The sequence below is a fragment of the Hyphococcus sp. genome (genome assembly GCF_965267305.1).
In the GTDB taxonomy this organism is placed as follows: Bacteria; Pseudomonadota; Alphaproteobacteria; order Caulobacterales; family Parvularculaceae; genus Hyphococcus.
The window spans coordinates 1,971,971-1,989,321 of the sequence record NZ_OZ253945.1 but is presented as its reverse complement, the minus strand read 5'-3'; the positions used below and the strand labels follow the sequence as shown (position 1 = coordinate 1,989,321).

Sequence of the window (17,351 nt, the reverse complement as noted above, 5' to 3'; positions counted from 1 at the left end):
TTTCGCAAAATCCCGTTCCGGCGCCGCGTCGCCGGTTCCGCGGGGTCATAGAAGGTCTTCGCCAGCGCAGCAATTCTTTACCGAATGTTGCGAGTCTCGTGACAGATTTTCCTTCCGTGCAACGCGCGGGGAGAAGGAAAAACCATGCATCCGCTGAAGCAATATCTTCGCGAGGTGGAGGAAGGCTTTCAGGATTTCGCGGCCCGGGTCGGCGTGTCGCGCCAGACGCTCTACCGGATCGTCTCCGGAGGGCAGGCGCCTCGGCCCCTGACGGCGCGCCGGATTGTGGAGGCGACCGGCGGGGCCGTCACCCTCGACATGCTTTATGGCGGGAAGGCGCGGGGCGGAGCGGAAGTTGTAAAACTCAATGCAAGGGCTGACGAGCCGCTGCTCGATCCCGAAAGGCTGCGGCTCGCGCTCGCCGTCGTCATCAACCATCTGCGGGCGGAAGAAAGCGCGCCCCTGGACGCCGGCATGCTCGCCGTCGGCGCCGAGGCCGCAGTGCATACTTATGCGGCTTTAAGCCCGCTTACGACCCGTCAGGGTCCGGCTCGTCTCGCGCAAGCTCTGCGGCCAGTTCTCGAAGAAATTCTGAAAGAGTCAGGGGGTGTTCCGGCGCCTTCGGCCCTGGATCGCGGGGCGGAACTGGCGGCGGAGCTATATTTTCAGCGCCGCTCCCTTCAGCGCCGCTGAGCCCAGCGGGCGTGGGCCTTACGCCATAAAGGCTCACCTCTTCGGCCCGCCTTTTCGCGACCCGCCACATCATCCGGCCAATCCGGGCGGCGTAATTGTCCTCATCGACGCTCAAAACAATATTCCCGCATAGGTTGTATTTTGGTGTGCAATTCAATCATATTCGCGCTATGGTTGTGTTCTGTAATGCGTACCACATTTTCAAATCACGAGGATAAGAATGACCGATCTCCGAAAAGAGCAGTTAGTGTTGTTGCGATTTGAGAAGCAAATTGCGGGCCTGGCCGCGACGCTCGCCGCCGGCGCCGTCGCCGCCAAAGGCCTTGATGGCAAGCTTCATGCATCAGAAGGGGCTGAAGCTTTTGCAAACATCCAGACCGCGCTGGTCAATCTCGCGGAAGTCACCACGAAGGCGCATGACGCCATGAATGCGAAAGCCATGGAAGCCGGCGCCGACCTTTTCCAGGCGGCGGGGGGCGGCCTTCCGAAGTTTGAACCGCTGGGGGCTGTTCGATCGATACTGGGGCTTGGATAACCGTCAGCCTTTACGCCGCGGCCATCGGCGCGATGCTGATGGCCGCGCTTCATTCCCGTTCATCGCAAGTGGCCGCCGCCGCGCGGATCGTCTTCGTCAACTGGCTTGCGGGCCTTCAGCTCTGGCTGATCCTGGAAGGCGCGTCGCTCACCTTCGGCTATATCGTTGTGGACGCCGTGACGGCGGTCCTGTTCTTTCGCATGTCGCGAGAGCGGTGGTTTCCGGCGCCGTTATGCTTCATGCACGGCGTTCTGGTGATCTATCATTTCGGCACGCTGTTCAATACAGGCGGGCTTTTCTGGGAGAAATTCATTCTCAACCGGGCGTTCGATGTCGAACTCTTATACATTACCGCCTGCGCGCTGTTCCGCATCGCAATCATCAATCGGGGCGGCGCATGGCGCGCCTGACCTCATGAAACGTCAATAATCCTGACGCCCTGCGACCGCAAAAAATCCTCGCTGCGCTCGAAAACGCGGTCATAGCGGTAAAACGGCGTACGCGGATAAATGTGATGAATAAGGTGGTAATTCTGCCCGAGCAATGCGGCTTTCAGCGCATGTCGCTTCCAGCCTGTGCGTGCGGCGAAAACACGCGTGCCGCCCAATAATGTCGTGTCGCCATGAGGGTGATGGACGATCCAGTCGAAGCACACACCCAAAATGCCGACGGCGGCGACAAGCGAACCGAACCACGCGATCAGCGCGACTTGCCAGTATCCCAGCACGACGAGAAGCGTGACCCCGGCAAGCGTCGGCGTGATCTGGAGCAAAATCTTCGCGAAGAATTTCGCGCCATCGGGCTCTTTCATCTTGGCGCCGATGGTGAAGGACCAGTAGCGCCAGGGCAGGGTTGCGGCTCTTGCGAAGACGACCCAGAACGTATTTCCGCGCATCCACGCATCCGGGTCTTTTTCGAAGTCGTTCGTGTTTGCATGATGGGTCAGGTGAATATAGTCGTGCATGGAATAGGGGTAAAACATGATCCAGCCGATCACGAGGCCGAAGAGGTGATTGATCCAGCGCTTGGATTTGTCGCGCCCGTGATAGTTCCGGTGGGCGGCTTCATGAAGGCCAGTATAAAGCACGAAATAAACCGGCAGGTTGATGACCGCCGCGACCCAGATATTGAGCGCGCCTGAAATCGTCAGTCCAATGATCGTTGTGAAAGCAAGGATCGCTGATATTGAGAGAAACACCGTCGGCCAGGCGACGCCGCCCACTTCCGCTTCGGCGCAACGCTGCATTGATTTCAGGCTGCGGATGTTGTCGAAGGCGACCACTTTCGCCTCGCCGCGCATTGCGCGATCTTTGAATTCAGACTTTGTCGTTTCGGTGACAGACATGGATTAACGCTACTTTAGCCTAGTCCCCCGTGCGGAACCCTATCATCAGGGGCGCATGGGGAAAAGCGCGGAGGCTCAGGACTTCAGAATGAAATCCGCGATGTCTGCGTGTGCGGCTTTGGTCTCCGACAGCGACCAATACATGTGAAACAAGTGAAACATGCCGTCGAACACGCGAAGCGTGCTCGCCACATTCGCGCGACGCGCGTGTTCGGCGACGCGCGCGGCGTCGCCCAGCAAGACTTCACGAGAGCCTGCATGGACGAGCATCGGCGGCAGGCCGGAAAAGTAACCATAGATTGGCGAGATCAGAGGATTTTTCAGATCGTCCTCCGGCGCATAGAACTGGAACAGTTTCTGCGCGTTGCGGCCGTTATGGGAGCGGATTAAGGGATCGTGACGGTCGAGCGTGCGGTAAGTGTCGCTTTCCGCCGCGCCGTCCAGCGCCGGCGACACGAAGACGACGCGGTCCGGCATTCGCACGCCCTCATCGCGCCAGCGCAAGAGATTGGCGAGGGTCAGCGCACAGCCGATGGAGTCGCTGAGAATGACGATGCGTTTGTTTTCCTGCGCCGGCAGCAGCGCCCTGTAAATGGCGTCCACTTCATCTAGCGGCTTTGGGAAACGCCCTTCCGGCAAGAGCGTGTAGGAAGCGCCGATCCCTTCGGCGCCGGTGAGACGAATGGCGGGCAGGACCATGGAGGCGTTGAGACGCGGCGAACCGCAGACAAGCCCGCCGCCATGAACATAGAAAATAAACAGATCGTCGCGCGTTTCGCCGGCGGTTTCGTAACGCACGCAGGTCCGGCCGGCGATATCGACATCGGTCATGCGATATTCGAAGTCGATTTCCTCGAGAGTCTTTTGCCACTCCATATTGGCGAGGCGCCGGGCGAGGCCGCGCGTAACGGGATTGAGCCACGTTTCAAGCGTCGGATAGGCGCGCAATTCGGCCATCCGCTGTCTTGCATTCGTGCTGAGTGCCGGACCGAAACGCCGCGCAGCCAGTGACATAATTTACCGCCTTCAAAAACGCTTTCCGGGCGCGCTTTTCGAAGATGAGTTTTGCCCTCGTGCGGGAAACATCCGGTTAATGCGTGCGGCGCAATTAACCTCGAAAAGACTGACGCCGCCGCGTTTTTTCAACGCGACGGCGCCATTCCGGTAAGATTGTTTAAGGGCAGATGAACGCCTTAAGCGCGTTCAAAGAGTTTCGCCCAGTTGCGGGGCTCGCGCTTTTTCCAGCCGCCGCGATGCCAGGCGTCCGAAACGATCAGCGGCGCGACGCTCGTCGCTTCGGCGAAGACCATTTGTTCGTGCACGGTCGACACCTTGCCCCAGCTTGCCGCCTCCTGCAGCGTCGATGAGGAACAGGCGCCGTCGCGCACATCGGCCACCGTGATCTGCACGGCGTATTTGTGCATTTCGACGTCTTCGTGGCCGAGGATTTCGGCGCAGACGACCGTGTCCTGCGCAAAGTTCTTCGGCACGCCGCCGCCCACCATGAAGAGCGCGGTGGTGCCGGCCGCAAGCTTGATTTCCGTCAGCTCGCGGAAGTCGCCGCCCGAATCGATCGTGAGATAGGGCTTGCCCGCCTTGCGCCGCTCCACCTGGTGCTTGACGATGCCGAAGCCCGCCGAGCAGTCGGAAAACGCCGGCACGAAAATCGGCACACCTTTTTCGTAGGCTTTCTGGATCAGCGAGTCAGGTTTCTTCGCATTCCCTGCCGCGAGCCATTTACCGATCTCGTAAATGAATTCGCGCGAGGTGTAGGGGCGCGGCTCGAGGCTTTCGCAGATGTCGTAGATCGTGTGATCCACATGCTGCAGCTCTTCCTCGTCGATATAAGTGTCGTAGATGCGGTCGATGTAAAGCGAGCGCAGCGTGTTGTCGTCGGGGATTTCATTCGCCTGATAGTGTTTGAAGCCAAGCGCTTCGAGGAAATCCATGTCGATGATCGAGGCGCCGGTGGCGACCACGGCGTCGATCATGTTGTACTCGACCATGTCGCGCCAGACATGAAGGCAGCCGCCGGCGCCGGTGGAGCCCGCCATGATCAGCCAGGGCGAACACTTTTCGTCCTCAATCGCCATGTTGAGGATTTGCGCGGCGCGCGCGGCGTCGCGGCTCGTAAAGCTCATCTTGCCCCAGGCGTCGATGATCGGGCGCGCGTCGAACTTGGTGATGTCGATATGCTCGACCGGGTTCGAAAGCAGCTCTGCTTTGCGGTTGTCTTGAGGTTGGGTCATTGGTCGGTCCTTTCTAGTAACCGGGGTTACCGGATCCGGGCCGTGTCGTCATGAACACGCGGAGGGCCGTGAATAAGATGGCGCTGATCTAGACGATCAGCGCCATGATTGCCAGCGGCGCTGGAAATTAGAGTTTTTCGCCAATCGCGACGACTTTGGCCGAACGGCGCTTTTGTTGCTTGGGCGCTTCGAAAACGCTCATCATCGGCGCATCCTCGGCTTCGACTTCTATATACTCGCCGAAACCGTTGAATTTGGTGGCGAGCGCCGTGCCGTAAGCGCCGGTCATGCCGAATTCGATATAATCGCCTTCGGAAATATCCGCCGGCAGCATGAACGGGCCTTCCATGGCGTCGATGGAATCGCAGGTCGGACCGTAAAGCTTGAACGGACGAAGGGGACGCCGGGGCGAGCCTTTTTCGCGCAGGAGCTTCACCGGATAGACGAGGCCGTCATGGGCCGCATCGAAGAGCGCGCCATAGGCGCCGTCATTGAGGTAAAGGGCGTCGCCCTTGCGAAGCTCCACGCGCACCACATGGCTGCCGGCTTCGGCGCAAAGCGCGCGGCCCGGCTCGCACCAAAGGTCGGCGTTCTCAAGAACCGGCATCGCTTCGAACGACGCTTCGATTTCGCGCATATAATCTTCGAGCGGCGGCGGGGTGAGGCCCGGATAAGACACCGGAAAACCGCCGCCCACATCGACGATGTCGACGGTGACGCCTGCTTCGCGGATGACCTCAGAGACCAGCGACATTGCAACGCGCCAGGCTTCCGGGCGCATGCATTGCGAGCCCACATGGAACGAGACGCCGAGCTCGTCGGCGACCGTGCGGGTCGCCTGCAGGAGCGAGACGGCTTCCATGCCGGATGCGCCGAACTTGCCGCCGAGCTTGTGCGCGGCGTAGTCGGAGGAGACGGCGAGACGCACGATCAGGTGCAGGTCTTTGGCGCCGCCCGTTTCCTCGACGATTTTCTGAAGCTCTTCGCGGCTGTCGAGCACGAAGATGCGGACGCCGTAATCGAAATAGGCCTTGCGGATCGCCGAGCGGGCTTTCACCGGGTGCATGAAGGCGAGCGTTGCGTCCTCGAAGCGATTGGCGACGAGTTCAATTTCCGGAAGAGAAGCGACGTCGAACCATCTGACGCCCGCGGCGTAAACCGCGTCGAGGATCGCCGGGTGAGGGTTCGCCTTCACCGCATAGAGAACGTCGCCGGGAAAACGGCGCACGAACCAGTCCGCCGCCTTTTGGGCGGCGTGCGGCCGGATGCAATGAACGGGTAAGTCCGGACGGTCGGCTACGACCAGCGCAAGCGCAGATTTGAATTTGTCCATCTCATGGAACCTCGCAAAAGCAGCTTCAACCCAAGCGCCATTCTTGCGGTGAGGTCCCATGGGAATGGCGAAAGCGCGACATAAGAACGATGGGCCCCCCTGTAAAGACAAAAATTGCCCGGGCGCCCGTTTTTTTGGCGCGTTCTGTCAGCACTGCGTGCGCGCGGCTGCTAACCCATTGAATAAACTTGACGAATTTCGATTTAAATCGAACTGTCAAGCTTGAAAATGCGTAAGCCTCGCGCCCGATAATGGACCTCCGCGTTATTGTAGCGTCATCAGGGGAACAGTCATGAAAGGCGATCATTCCTTTATCCGGCAGCTCGAAGGCTACCGCCTCGCCACGGCGGAGATTCTTTACCATCTTCCCGACCATCCCGGCCTCCTCCAGTCCTATCTCTGGCAGGATTACGACATCGCCCCGAAATATCCGGTGCTGTCGAAATTCCTTTCCTTCTGGACGAGGGAGCTCGAAGGCCCGATCCACTCCGTGCGCCTTGCCGGCAAGAAACTCATCGGCGCGTCGGAGCTGAAGTCGGTGAGCGAGTACGGGTTGAATTAATCTCTTGTTAAAAAGGAATCCCGCTAGTCTCTCCTCCACCCAAGGCGAGGCGGCGCATGGCGACGATTTACGACCTCAAGCCGAAATTTCAGGCGCTGCTCAGGCCGTTCTGCGCGCGGCTCGCGCAGGCCGGCGTCACCGCCAATCAGGTGACCTTGATCGCCTGCGGTTTGAGCCTCGCTCATGGCGCCGCGCATCTCATGAACCCCGGCGCGGACTGGGTGCTCATTCTTCTGCCCGTCATTCTCTTCATCCGCATGGCGCTGAACGCTGTCGACGGGATGCTGGCGCGGGAATTCGGGCAGGCGTCGAAACTCGGCGCCATCCTCAACGAACTGACGGATGTGATTTCCGACGCGGCGCTTTATCTGCCTTTCGCCTTTATTGCGGGGCTGCCTGCGCCGCTGGTGGTTGTTGCGGTTCTTTTCGGCGTCATCGCGGAAATGACCGGCGTCATCGGCGTCCAGATCGGCGCGTCGCGGCGCTATGACGGGCCTTTCGGCAAGTCGGACCGCGCGTTCTTTTTTGGCGCGCTGGCGCTGCTGCTGGTCTTCTTCGAACCAGGCTGGTGGTCGACGGTGCTGTTCGCCTTCGCATGCGCGCTCGGCGCAGCGACGATTGTGAATCGGTCCAGAATGGCCCTGAAAGAGATTGCGTCCAAGGAGCTTCGCGCAAAGGAGACAGAAAATGCGCATCCCTGACGCGCTGCCCGACACTGTCTTCTACGCCATCGGCGTCATCTATGCGCTCTTGATCGCCGCAAGCGTCATCGTGCTCGTGATGAAGCGAAAGCGGCCCGGCGCGGCGACTGAGGAGCTTTCGGCGCGGGTGAAGTCGTGGTGGTTCATGATCACCATCTTCTCCATCGCCATCGTCACCAACCGCATCGTCTCGACGGTCTTCCTCGCCTTCATGACGTTTCTCGCCTTTAAGGAATATCTGTCCCTCATTCAGACGCGGCGGGTCGACCGGCTGATCCTTCTCTTCGCCTACTGGACCATTCCGGTTCAGTTCTATTTCGCCCATATCGACAGCTACGGGCTCTTTCTCACCTTCATTCCGGTCTGGACGTTTCTCTTCATCCCCATGGCGATGACGCTTGCGGGCAAGACCGAAGGCTTCCTGCGCGCCGTAGGGACGATCTCCTGGGGGCTGATGATCACCGTTTTCTCGCTCAGCCATACGGCGATGCTGCTCGCGGCGGATAAAAGCGTCGCGGGGCCGGCGGGCGGGGCGGGGCTGCTCCTCTTTCTCGTGGCCCTAACCCAGTTCAACGACGTGGCGCAGTTCACCTGGGGGCGGCTCTTCGGCAAACACAAGATCGTGCCGAAGGTGAGCCCGAAGAAAACCTGGGAAGGCTTTCTCGGCGGGCTCGGCTCCACGATTGTCGGCGCTGCCGTCGCAGGACCCTTTCTGACGCCGATGCCATTTTATTATGCGGCGGTCGCCGGAGCGATTATCGCCATCGCAGGCTTCCTCGGCGACATCACGATATCCGCCTTCAAGCGTGATCTCGGCGTCAAGGATTCCGGCGGCCTCATTCCCGGCCATGGGGGCATTCTCGACCGGGTCGACAGCCTCACCTATGCGGCGCCGGTGTTTTACCACGCCATGCATTTCTTCGTATTCAGCGGGCGGGTGTGATGAAACGCACGCTCCAGTTTCTTTTCTTCCTCCTGATCGTGCGGCCGGTGCTGCTGATCATTCTCGGCATGAATGTGCGCGGGCGCGAGCACCTGCCGGAAAAGGGCCCGGCGGTTCTCGTCGCCAATCACAACTCCCATCTCGATACGTTGACCCTGATGGCGCTGTTCCCGCTGAAGGACCTCCATCGCCTGCGGCCTGCGGCGGCGGCGGATTATTTTCTCGCCAACAAATGGCTCAAATGGTTTGCGTTCAACATCATCAATATCATTCCGCTCGCCCGCGGCGGCGTCCGGAAAAATCCGCTCGCAGATCTCGAAGCCGCGCTCGACAGGAATGAAATCCTGATCCTGTTTCCAGAAGGCTCGCGCGGCGAGCCGGAAAAGCGGGCAGAGTTCAAGCGCGGGGTCGCGTTTTTGGCGAAGGCGAGGCCCGAGGTTCCGATCTATCCCGTCTTCATGCACGGGCTCGGCAAGGCGTTGCCGAAGGGCAGCCTCATTCTCGTCCCGTTCAATTGCGACGTCATCGCCGGCCCGCCGATCCGATGGACAGGCGAGGCGCAGAGTTTCATGGGCGAGCTTGAAATGCGGATGACCGAACTCGCAGAGCAGGGGCATTTCCAGCCATGGGAGTAGCACTGAAAGATCCGAGATTTTGGTTTGCGGGCGCGGCGCTCTGGGGTTTCGCTGAAGCGACATTCTTTTTCATCGTGCCCGATCTCTTGCTGACCGCCGCGGTGCTGGCGTTCGGATTATCCCGCGCCTTCCGCTTTGCAACAGTGGCAGCCTGCGGCGCCGCGCTTGGCGCCTTGCCCATGGTCATCTGGGGCGCGGCGGATGCAGAGGCGGCGCGGGCCTTTCTGCTTTCCGTGCCGCTGATTGGCGAAGACTTGCTCCTGCGCGTTCATGGAGAGCTTGAAGGCTTCTGGCCGGGAAATCTGACCGTTGGCGCGGTCACCGGCGCGCCGTTCAAGATTTACGCGGTGGAGGCGGGCGCGAGCGGGGTTAATCCATTCCTGTTCGCCATGGTCGGCTATGTGGCGCGACTTGCGCGCTTTACCCTCGCCATTGCGTTGACGGCGCTCGGGGCGAAGCTTGCGGCGCGCCTGGGCCTCCAGCGCATCGTTCCCTATGGCCTCGCGCTCGCCTGGGCGCTGATCTACGCTTTTTATGTCATGAAGCGCCTTGGCGCCTGACCCGAAGTCTTACGGGATGGTAACGAGCGGGCGGAACTTCCCGCGCGGAGACGTTTTGCCTTATCTCCGCGATGGGCTAGGGTCCGGCCCAAGCTGCCGATAACGCCATAAATCCATCAAAGGAGCATCCCTTGCGTAAGACTTTATTGCTCGCCGCGTCTGCGGCGCTGGCGCTCGCCGCCTGCGGCAAAAAAGAAGAGAGCGAAGCCGAAAGAGAGGCCGAGACAAACGCGGCGCCGGCCCCCGAGCTTCCCGACAACGCCAAGACCGAAGCTGAGCTGAGGGCCGATTTCGAAAAACGCGCCGCCGAGAATCTCGCCGCCTCGACAGCCTTCCTCGAGGAGAACAAGGCGCGCGACGAGGTGAAAGTCACGGACAGCGGTCTTCAATATATGGTGCTGGAGGAAGGGCCCGAGGGGGGCTATTCGCCCGACTCAACCGATCTCGTCATCGTCCATTATGTGGGCACGCTGAAAGACGGGGTCGAATTCGATTCCTCGAGAGCGCGCGGCGCCGCAGCGCAGTTTCCGCTCAATCGCGTGATCCCCGGCTGGACCGAAGGCGTGCAGCTGATGAGCGAGGGCGACCGCTACCGGTTCTTTGTGCCGCCCGATCTCGCTTATGGCGAGATGGGAACGCCCGGCGGGCCCATTGGCCCCAATGAGGCGCTGATTTTCGATGTGGAGCTGATCAAAGTGCAAAATGCAGAACGCAATCTCGAAGCCGCAAAAGACTTTCTTGCTGAAAACGCCAAGAAAGACGGCGTGAAAACCACCTCGTCGGGCCTGCAATATCAGGTGATTTCGCAAGGTCCGGACGAAGGCAAAAGCCCCGAGGCGAGCGACACGGTGGAGGTGCATTATCAGGGCACGCTATTGAACGGCACCGAGTTCGACAGCTCCTATTCGCGGGGCGAGACCATCGAATTTCCCCTCAACCGCGTGATTCCCGGCTGGACCGAAGGCGTGCAGCTGATGAGCGAGGGCGACAAGTTCCGCTTCTTCATTCCGCCCGATCTTGCCTATGGCGAAATGGGAACGCCGGGCGGTCCGATCGGTCCCAACGAAGCACTCATCTTTGAGGTGGAACTCGTCTCGGTGAAGTAGCAGAGTCACCTTTCGTGGACTTAGACCAGCCCCCGCTCGACCCTCGAGCGGGGGTTTTCGATTCCTCATACGGACCTTCCGTAGCGGGATCAGAGTCAAGAGCGATGCGAATTTTTTTTATTGTTCGTTTACCCGCATCAAGATAATGGGGATTCTTGCTGACAGTTGGTCAGTGTTTCAGGGGATGTCTCCGATGAAAAAAGCTGTGAAGAAAAAAGCTGCGAAACCCGCGGCGAAGAAGAAAACCGTGAAGAAGGCGAAAGCCAAGACCGCGAAGAAAAAAGCTCCGGCCAAACGCAAGGCCGCCAAGAAAGTGAAGCTGTCGGTCAAGAAAAAACCGGCTGCGAAAAAAGCGGCGAAGAAAACGACGGCGAAACGCAAAACCGTGCGCCGCAAGAAGGCCGCCTAAGGCGTCTTCGACTTGTGTTGATGCCCCGGCCTCATGCCGGGGCATCCACGGGAAAGCCTTCTCGGGCGAGGCGAATGGCCCGATTTTCCCTGCAAATTCAGCAAGAAAAGAAGCCGCAGGCGCTGTTCGCGCTTGCCTTGCGGGCCCGCTTTCGCGCAGGGTTGGCGCATGACCGACCTTGCGCCGCAGCTCGAATGGATCAGAAGGCTCGTCGCCTTCGACACCACCTCATCGAAATCGAATCTCGCCCTCATCGACGATGTCGAAACCTATCTTCAAGGCTTCGGCGCCGAGACCTTCCGCGTCTTCAACGATGACGGGACGAAGGCCAATCTCTATGCGCTCGTCGGTCCGAGGGTCGAAGGCGGGGTCGTCCTGTCGGGCCACACGGACGTGGTGCCGGTCGAAGGGCAGGCCTGGGAGACCGATCCTTTCGCAGTCACGGAAAAAGACGGCCGGCTTTATGGCCGCGGCGTCGCCGACATGAAAAGTTTTTCGGCCATCGCTCTCTCCCTGGTTCCGGACATGCTGACCGCCGGCCTCAAGCGCCCGGTGATTTTCGCGCTCTCTTATGATGAGGAGATCGGGCTTCTCGGCGCGCCGAGCATGATCGCCGAGATCGCCGAGCGCATGCCGAAGCCGTCCGCCGTGATTGTCGGCGAGCCGACAAACATGAAGGTGATCGACGGGCACAAGGGCATCGCCTCCTTCACGGTCAGGGTGACCGGCTACACCACCCATTCGAGCCAGACCGACCGGGGCGTCTCCGCCGTCGAGGCGGCGGCGAAACTCATCACGAAAATCTCCGAGATGCGCGAGCGCCGCGCAGCCGCTGCCGATCCCGCTTCTCCTTTCGATCCGCCTTACTCCACTATGACGGTCAATGTCGTGCGCGGCGGCACGCAGCTCAACATCATGGCGGGGGAGGCCATGTTCCAGTGGGATATGCGCGTCGTGCCGGGCGACAGCCGCGAGGACATTATCGAAGAGTTCAAGGATTTCGCCCGGGGCGTCGAGGCGGAAATGCGCGCCAAGGCGCCGGGTTGCCGGGTCGAGATCGAGCAGATGAGCAACGCACCGTCGCTCGCCCCCCATGCGGACAATCCCGCCGCCGATCTCGCCAAGGCGATCACGGGCCTCAACTCCACCGATGTCGTTTCCTATGCGGCGGAAGCCGGCCAGTTTCAGGAGGCGGGCTTTTCCGTCGTCATTTGCGGGCCGGGCTCCATCGACCAGGCGCATCAGGCGAATGAATACATCACGCTCGCCCAGGTCGCTGAAGGGACGTTGTTCATCCGCCGCCTCATCGAACGTCTAAGCGCTTAACTCGGACTGTGGCTGGTCTGGGTTCTTCAGACTTTGTTAAACTGCGTAAGCGGAAGGTGTGTAACCCCCCGCTTTCGCTTGGCTTTTTTCTGAACTTTACATTTTGTTAGCGCTGACCTGCGAGCTTTTCGGAAATTCGAGTTCCGGTTTTCGAAAGGCGCCGTCCCCGTGAAACAATTGACGCATTGCCGCGCATGCGGATCGAAGGCGCTGACCCCGGCTTTTTCCATGCCGTTCGGCGCGCGGAAAGGTCTTGGCCGCAAGACCGAGCATTCCGTCGATTACGTTCTCTGCGATCCGTCGCGGGATGCGCGTGCTTGCGGGTTGTTGCAGTCGGCGAACGCAGAAGACGATTTCACCTATACGCCGTCCGGCCATCACGCCTCGACCCGCGATCATCTGCGTGCGGTGGCGACGGAGGCCCTCGAAATGATTTCGGGCCGCGACTGCGCCGCGCTCGACATTGGCTGCAATGACGGCACGCTGCTTTCTTTCTATCCGCGCTGGGTGGAGCGCTTCGGCGTCGACCCGTCGGAGCATGTGGAGGAAATCGGCGACTGGGCGTGGACAGGAAAGTCGGCTTTTCCGTCGAGCGATCTCGACGCCGCTTTCGGCGACAAGAAATTCGACATCATTACCGCCGTGTCGGTGGTCGAACATATCGCCGAACCGCGCCCCTTTCTGAAGCGGGTAAAAGAATTGCTGGCGCCCGACGGCGTCTTCGCGCTTGAAACGTTATACGCGCCCATGGTGCTGACGCGCACCTCGGTCGAAACGCTGCAGGCAGGCGTTTCCGCCGTCTATTCGCTTTCGGTGCTCGAATGGCTATTGCGCGAAGCGGGCCTCAAAGTTTTCAAAGGCGCGCTCACCGCAAAAGAGGGGGGCTCGATCCGCCTCTTCATCACCCATGCGGACTTCGAGGAATATGATTTCGATCCCTGGTATGAGCGCCTTGCGCGTCTGTGGGATGAGGAGAACGCCCTCGCCATGCGCGCGCTTCAGCCTTATCAGTCCTTTGAACAGCGCGCCGCCGATGTGCGCCGCGACTTCGTGGAGATCCTCGAAGACATCGCGGGCCGTGGCGAATGCGCCCATATTCTCGGCGCTGATGCGCAGACCGAAGCGCTGCTGCGCTGGGCTGGGCCCGCCGCAAAAGCCGTGACGGCGGCGGTGGATACGGGCGCCGCGCGCGAAAAAGAACGCCTCGGCGACAAAGGCCCGCGCATCATTTCCGAATCCGAATCCCGGTCGATCGAACCGGATTTCCTGATCGCCTCGGCGCGCTACAAGCGCGAAATTCTCGAGCGCTGGCGCGAAGCCGTTATGCTCGGCGCGCAGATCATCTTCGTGACGCCGAGCCCTCATATCGTGACGTCCATGAATTTCGCGTCGGAATACGGCAAGGCGATCAACAATGGCGACGGCCCGGCGGGCGCGCAGACCCTGCGCGCGATCCTCGCGGCGGCTGGCGGTCCGCGCCTCATCGCTGACAATCCCGACGCGAAAACCGCGAACGGCTAGAGTTGATTGAATTTCGCATGGCTCAATCAATCAACTCTAGATTCTTGTTTTGTCGCGTTCGCCGCCTTGCGGCTCACTCTTAACGCGAACCGGCATCCACTTCGCTTGAAAATGCTCTAATCCGCAACGCTTAAGAAACGCCGCTCGGTTCCTTCGAGGACCACGGCCGTCAGCATCCCGCCATAAACGGCGCCGGTGTCGACGCCGATGCGCCAGCCGGCGTCGACGGGCTTCGCCGTCGGCGTGTGGCCATGAACGACCACGAAATCCGGACGTTCTTCGGGGGAGGCGTTGTGAAAGCGCTTCCGGATCCACAACATGTCGGCGTCCGTCTGTTCCTCCAGCGGCGCGCCCGGGCGCAGCCCTGCATGCACGAACAGGAAGTCGCCTTCCACATGATGGAGCTTCAGCGACTTTAGAAAATCGAAATGGGTTTTGGGCGCCAGCGCGAACCATTGTTCGGCGAGCGCTTCTTTCGGCTGACCCACCGTATGGATGCCGTAGCTTTCGAGGGTTTCCTCGCCGCCCCAGTCGAGCCAGTGGCCGAGATCTTCTGGTTCCTCTAGGAAATCGAGCATCAGCTCTTCGTGATTGCCTTTGAGAAAGACGGCGTCTTCATGCTCGGCGGCGATGCGGATCAGCCGTTCGATCACGCCGCGGCTGTCGTCGCCGCGGTCCACATAATCGCCGAGAAAGACGAGCTGCGCCGCATCGAGGGAGCCCGCCTCCTTTTCGATGTCGTAAAGAAGCTCGTCGAGCATGTCGGCGCGGCCGTGAATGTCGCCAATGGCGTAAATCCGCTTGCCGTCGGGAACGGCCGCGGTTTTCGGCCAGTCGGACCCCGATTTCCTCATCAGTCGGTCGATCATGCGCGCCATGCGAGCGAATTCCATGTCTGCCGGTACACTCCGGCATAGGAAAAGGCTATAAAAAATCTGATAAAGAATCATGTTCAAGGCTCAAATGAGCCTCGGGCCTGAGGGGGAATCCGGGGGCGGAAACTGGGACGGAAACTGGGCGATACGCGATGAGCGTTCTGGTCACAGGCGGCGCCGGCTATATCGGCGCGCATATGCTGCTGGCGTTGGAAGACGCCGGAGAGCCGGCCGTTGCGCTCGACAATCTCTCGACCGGGGCGCGCTGGCTTGCGCCCAAAAGCGCCGCCTTTGTCGAAGCTGATGTTGGCGATGAGAAAGCGCTCCTCAAGACCTTCGCAGAACACGACGTCAAGGAAGTCATTCATTTCGCAGGATCGATCCTGGTGCCGGAATCGATCCGCCACCCGCTCGATTATTACACCAACAATACGGCGAATACCCTCCGCCTCCTGAACGCCTGCGTCACCGCCGGGGTGAAGCGCTTCATTTTCTCATCCACCGCGTCTGTCTACGGCACGCCAGAGCGCACCCCGATTTCGGAAGATGCGCCCGTCCGGTCGATCACTCCATACGGCGCCTCGATGGCCATGAGCGAGCGCATTCTCGAAGATGCTGCGGCGGCGCACGGGATTTCCTTCGTCACCTTGCGGTATTTCAACGTGGCGGGCGCCGACCCGCAGGGGCGCGCCGGCGAAATCGGCAAGCCGACCCATCTCATCAAGGCGGCGGCGCAGATCGCCCTCGGTCTGCGCCAAGAAAAGCTCCAGATCTATGGCGGCGATTACCCGACGCCCGACGGCAGCGCCATTCGCGATTACGTCCATGTGAGCGATCTAGCGCAGGCGCATATGGCCGCGCTCGAGCGCGTGCGCGGCGAAGGCGGGGCTATTACCCTGAATTGCGGTTACGGCCGCGGATATTCCGTCTACGAAGTGGTTGATGCCTTCCGCCGCGTTGCTGGAACCGACATGCCGTACGATGTGGGGCCGCGCCGCGCCGGCGATCCGCCGCAGCTGATCGCCGACAACGCGGCGATCCGCACGGTGCTCGATTGGCGTCCGCGCTATGACGATATCGATTTCATCGTTGAGACGGCGATCGACTGGGAGCGCCGTCTCGCCGCGCGTCAATTGCAAACGACAGGCGGCGCATGAAGCGCATTCCCTATTTGTGGCCGCGCGTCCTCTTCGCGCTCTTGTTTGCGCTCGTTACCTATCTGACGCTGACCCCTAATCCTGACGATACGAAGGCCGGTTTTGCGTTTACGCGCTGGATCGCGACCGTGCTTTTTCACAATCCGGCGCTGACCGACAAAGTGGCGCATTTCCTCGCATACGCGGCGCTCGGCGCCATGGCGGTCTGGGCGCATCTCACCGTCTTTTCAAAACGCCGCGGAACGGCGCTGGCCCTCGCCGCCTATGGGGTTCTGCTTGAAGGTCTGCAGGGGCTCGGCGGCGTTCGTTCGCCCGAGCTTGCCGACGCGGTCGCCAACGGGCTCGGCGCGCTTTCCGGCGCGGCCGGCGCCGTGATGCTCGCCCATTTATGGCGGAGGTTCGTCAACGCATGAAAGCGGCGATCGTCATCCCGGCGCGCTACGCCTCGACACGGCTTCCCGGCAAACCCTTGCTCGCGCGCACCGGCAAGCCGCTGATCCAGCATGTCTATGAGAATGCGCTGAACGTCAAAAGCGCCTCATCGGTTACCGTCGCCACGGACGACAAACGCATTTTCGATGCGGTCACAGCGTTCGGCGGTTCCGTCGTGATGACCAGCAGCGCCCATGAAACAGGCAGCGCGCGCATCGCCGAAGCTGCGGAAAAGATTGACGCGGACATCATCGTCAACCTTCAGGGCGACGAACCGGAGATCGAGCCCGGCCATATCGGCCGGCTGATCAAGCTGCAGGCGAAGACCGAGGCTTTCGCCTCGACGCTCGCCTGTCCGTTTCCGGCGGACGCAAAATCCGGGCCCGGCTCGCCGGAGGATCCTTCAGCCGTGAAAGCGATCCTTGGCGCCAGGATCGCAGACGATGCCCGCTGGGCGCGGTATTTTACACGTCATCAGGCGGTCTGGCCGCGCGATGAAGACGGCGCGATCTCTAAGCCCGGCGATTACTATCTTCACATCGGCGTCTACGCCTTTTCAAAGGCGAGCTTGATGGAGTTCGCCGCAGCGCCGGCGGGCGCGCTTGAAAAGATCGAAAGGCTGGAACAGCTGCGCATCCTCGAACGCGGCGGACAGATCGCCGTCGGGCTAATTCCCCACGCGGCGCCGGGCATCGATACGCCGGAGGATTACGAAGCTTTTGTCGGAAGGATGGGTAAAGGCGCCGCCTGACGCTGGGTGGGGGTGTGGGGTGTCGCCGGCGGCGCCTTCTTTAGACTGTTGCGAGGGCGATTATGCGAGGGACGCATAAGCATAGAACGCCGGGTAAGCCGCAGCAGCCAGAACAGTACAGATCGTCAAAAAGGTAATCACGCGGGTCATTGGGTCTCTCCTTTTCGTTTCTTGTTATGAGGGGGGAGATAGGCGCGGGTTTTTCCGTTGGAAAGATG

Annotated in this window: 20 protein-coding genes and 1 pseudogene; 16 read left to right on the top strand and 5 right to left on the bottom strand. The window is 60.6% G+C overall.

Annotated elements, in window-relative coordinates; translation table 11 throughout:
• Positions 1–144 precede the first annotated feature (144 nt).
• The 3 genes from ACQY5P_RS09400 to ACQY5P_RS09390 all read left to right on the top strand — a co-directional run bounded on the left by ACQY5P_RS09400 (position 145) and on the right by ACQY5P_RS09390 (position 1,638).
• Positions 145–693 (top strand): helix-turn-helix transcriptional regulator, encoded by a 549-nt coding sequence (locus tag ACQY5P_RS09400; protein ID WP_428410488.1) that lies wholly within the window; start codon positions 145–147, stop codon positions 691–693.
• A 220-nt stretch (positions 694–913) separates the two neighbouring features.
• Positions 914–1,228 carry a hypothetical protein gene (locus ACQY5P_RS09395; RefSeq protein WP_428410487.1) on the top strand — a complete coding sequence of 105 codons (315 nt, stop codon included), beginning with the start codon at positions 914–916 and terminating at the stop codon, positions 1,226–1,228.
• Between the two features lie 38 nt (positions 1,229–1,266).
• Positions 1,267–1,638: a hypothetical protein gene (locus ACQY5P_RS09390; protein ID WP_428410486.1), complete on the top strand. Its 372-nt coding sequence runs from the start codon at positions 1,267–1,269 to the stop codon at positions 1,636–1,638.
• A 2-nt stretch (positions 1,639–1,640) separates the two neighbouring features.
• On the opposite strand, the gene ACQY5P_RS09385 is transcribed toward ACQY5P_RS09390, so the two are convergent.
• The 4 genes from ACQY5P_RS09385 to ACQY5P_RS09370 form a co-directional block, all read right to left on the bottom strand.
• Positions 1,641–2,573 carry a fatty acid desaturase gene (locus tag ACQY5P_RS09385; protein ID WP_428410485.1) on the bottom strand — a complete coding sequence of 311 codons (933 nt, stop codon included), beginning with the start codon at positions 2,571–2,573 and terminating at the stop codon, positions 1,641–1,643.
• Between the two features lie 75 nt (positions 2,574–2,648).
• On the bottom strand, positions 2,649–3,587 hold the full coding sequence (locus tag ACQY5P_RS09380) for an alpha/beta hydrolase (protein WP_428410484.1): 939 nt from the start codon (positions 3,585–3,587) through the stop codon (positions 2,649–2,651).
• Positions 3,588–3,766: 179 nt separating this feature from the next.
• Positions 3,767–4,822, bottom strand: a complete 1,056-nt coding sequence (locus ACQY5P_RS09375; RefSeq protein ID WP_428410483.1) for a 1,9-bis(guanidino)-5-aza-nonane synthase — start codon at positions 4,820–4,822, stop codon at positions 3,767–3,769.
• Between the two features lie 127 nt (positions 4,823–4,949).
• A complete protein-coding gene (locus tag ACQY5P_RS09370) occupies positions 4,950–6,155 on the bottom strand; it encodes a type III PLP-dependent enzyme (protein WP_428410482.1) in 1,206 nt (401 codons plus the stop codon).
• Positions 6,156–6,447: 292 nt separating this feature from the next.
• Here ACQY5P_RS09370 and ACQY5P_RS09365 point away from each other — a divergent pair, with 292 nt between their 5' ends.
• From ACQY5P_RS09365 to ACQY5P_RS09320, 10 genes and pseudogenes are all read left to right on the top strand, one after another.
• Positions 6,448–6,717: an usg protein gene (locus tag ACQY5P_RS09365; RefSeq protein ID WP_428410481.1), complete on the top strand. Its 270-nt coding sequence runs from the start codon at positions 6,448–6,450 to the stop codon at positions 6,715–6,717.
• Positions 6,718–6,773: 56 nt separating this feature from the next.
• Positions 6,774–7,418 carry a CDP-alcohol phosphatidyltransferase family protein gene (locus ACQY5P_RS09360; protein WP_428410480.1) on the top strand — a complete coding sequence of 215 codons (645 nt, stop codon included), beginning with the start codon at positions 6,774–6,776 and terminating at the stop codon, positions 7,416–7,418.
• Positions 7,405–8,361: a phosphatidate cytidylyltransferase gene (locus ACQY5P_RS09355; protein WP_428410479.1), complete on the top strand. Its 957-nt coding sequence runs from the start codon at positions 7,405–7,407 to the stop codon at positions 8,359–8,361. Before ACQY5P_RS09360 ends, ACQY5P_RS09355 begins: the two co-directional genes overlap by 14 nt.
• The gene (locus tag ACQY5P_RS09350) at positions 8,361–8,996 is read left to right on the top strand and encodes a lysophospholipid acyltransferase family protein (protein WP_428410478.1); all 636 of its coding nucleotides are present in this window, start codon (positions 8,361–8,363) and stop codon (positions 8,994–8,996) included. Before ACQY5P_RS09355 ends, ACQY5P_RS09350 begins: the two co-directional genes overlap by 1 nt.
• Complete coding sequence (locus ACQY5P_RS09345; RefSeq protein ID WP_428410477.1) at positions 8,987–9,556, top strand: hypothetical protein; 570 nt, start codon at positions 8,987–8,989, stop codon at positions 9,554–9,556. The genes ACQY5P_RS09350 and ACQY5P_RS09345 overlap by 10 nt, the downstream gene beginning before the upstream one ends.
• Positions 9,557–9,687: 131 nt before the next feature.
• A pseudogene (locus ACQY5P_RS09340) lies at positions 9,688–9,942 on the top strand (FKBP-type peptidyl-prolyl cis-trans isomerase N-terminal domain-containing protein); the annotation flags it as partial.
• A gap of 6 nt (positions 9,943–9,948) precedes the next feature.
• Complete coding sequence (locus ACQY5P_RS09335; protein ID WP_428410645.1) at positions 9,949–10,662, top strand: FKBP-type peptidyl-prolyl cis-trans isomerase; 714 nt, start codon at positions 9,949–9,951, stop codon at positions 10,660–10,662.
• A 193-nt stretch (positions 10,663–10,855) separates the two neighbouring features.
• Positions 10,856–11,071 (top strand): hypothetical protein, encoded by a 216-nt coding sequence (locus ACQY5P_RS09330; protein WP_428410476.1) that lies wholly within the window; start codon positions 10,856–10,858, stop codon positions 11,069–11,071.
• Positions 11,072–11,239: 168 nt separating this feature from the next.
• Positions 11,240–12,397 carry an acetylornithine deacetylase gene (argE, locus tag ACQY5P_RS09325; RefSeq protein WP_428410475.1) on the top strand — a complete coding sequence of 386 codons (1,158 nt, stop codon included), beginning with the start codon at positions 11,240–11,242 and terminating at the stop codon, positions 12,395–12,397.
• A 168-nt stretch (positions 12,398–12,565) separates the two neighbouring features.
• Entirely contained in the window at positions 12,566–13,918 is a 1,353-nt protein-coding gene (locus ACQY5P_RS09320) for a class I SAM-dependent methyltransferase (protein ID WP_428410474.1), read from the top strand.
• A gap of 116 nt (positions 13,919–14,034) precedes the next feature.
• Here ACQY5P_RS09320 and ACQY5P_RS09315 read toward each other — a convergent pair whose 3' ends face one another.
• On the bottom strand, positions 14,035–14,811 hold the full coding sequence (locus tag ACQY5P_RS09315; RefSeq protein ID WP_428410473.1) for a metallophosphoesterase family protein: 777 nt from the start codon (positions 14,809–14,811) through the stop codon (positions 14,035–14,037).
• Positions 14,812–14,945: 134 nt separating this feature from the next.
• Between ACQY5P_RS09315 and galE the strand changes: the two genes are divergently transcribed.
• Genes galE through kdsB form a run of 3 tightly spaced genes read left to right on the top strand, consistent with a single transcriptional unit; the run spans position 14,946 to position 17,133 of the window.
• Positions 14,946–15,950, top strand: coding sequence for a UDP-glucose 4-epimerase GalE (gene galE, locus ACQY5P_RS09310; RefSeq protein ID WP_428410472.1), 1,005 nt, complete (start codon positions 14,946–14,948; stop codon positions 15,948–15,950).
• Positions 15,947–16,363 (top strand): VanZ family protein, encoded by a 417-nt coding sequence (locus tag ACQY5P_RS09305; protein ID WP_428410471.1) that lies wholly within the window; start codon positions 15,947–15,949, stop codon positions 16,361–16,363. Before galE ends, ACQY5P_RS09305 begins: the two co-directional genes overlap by 4 nt.
• A complete protein-coding gene (gene kdsB / locus ACQY5P_RS09300) occupies positions 16,360–17,133 on the top strand; it encodes a 3-deoxy-manno-octulosonate cytidylyltransferase (protein WP_428410470.1) in 774 nt (257 codons plus the stop codon). The genes ACQY5P_RS09305 and kdsB overlap by 4 nt, the downstream gene beginning before the upstream one ends.
• Positions 17,134–17,351: the final 218 nt, after the last annotated feature.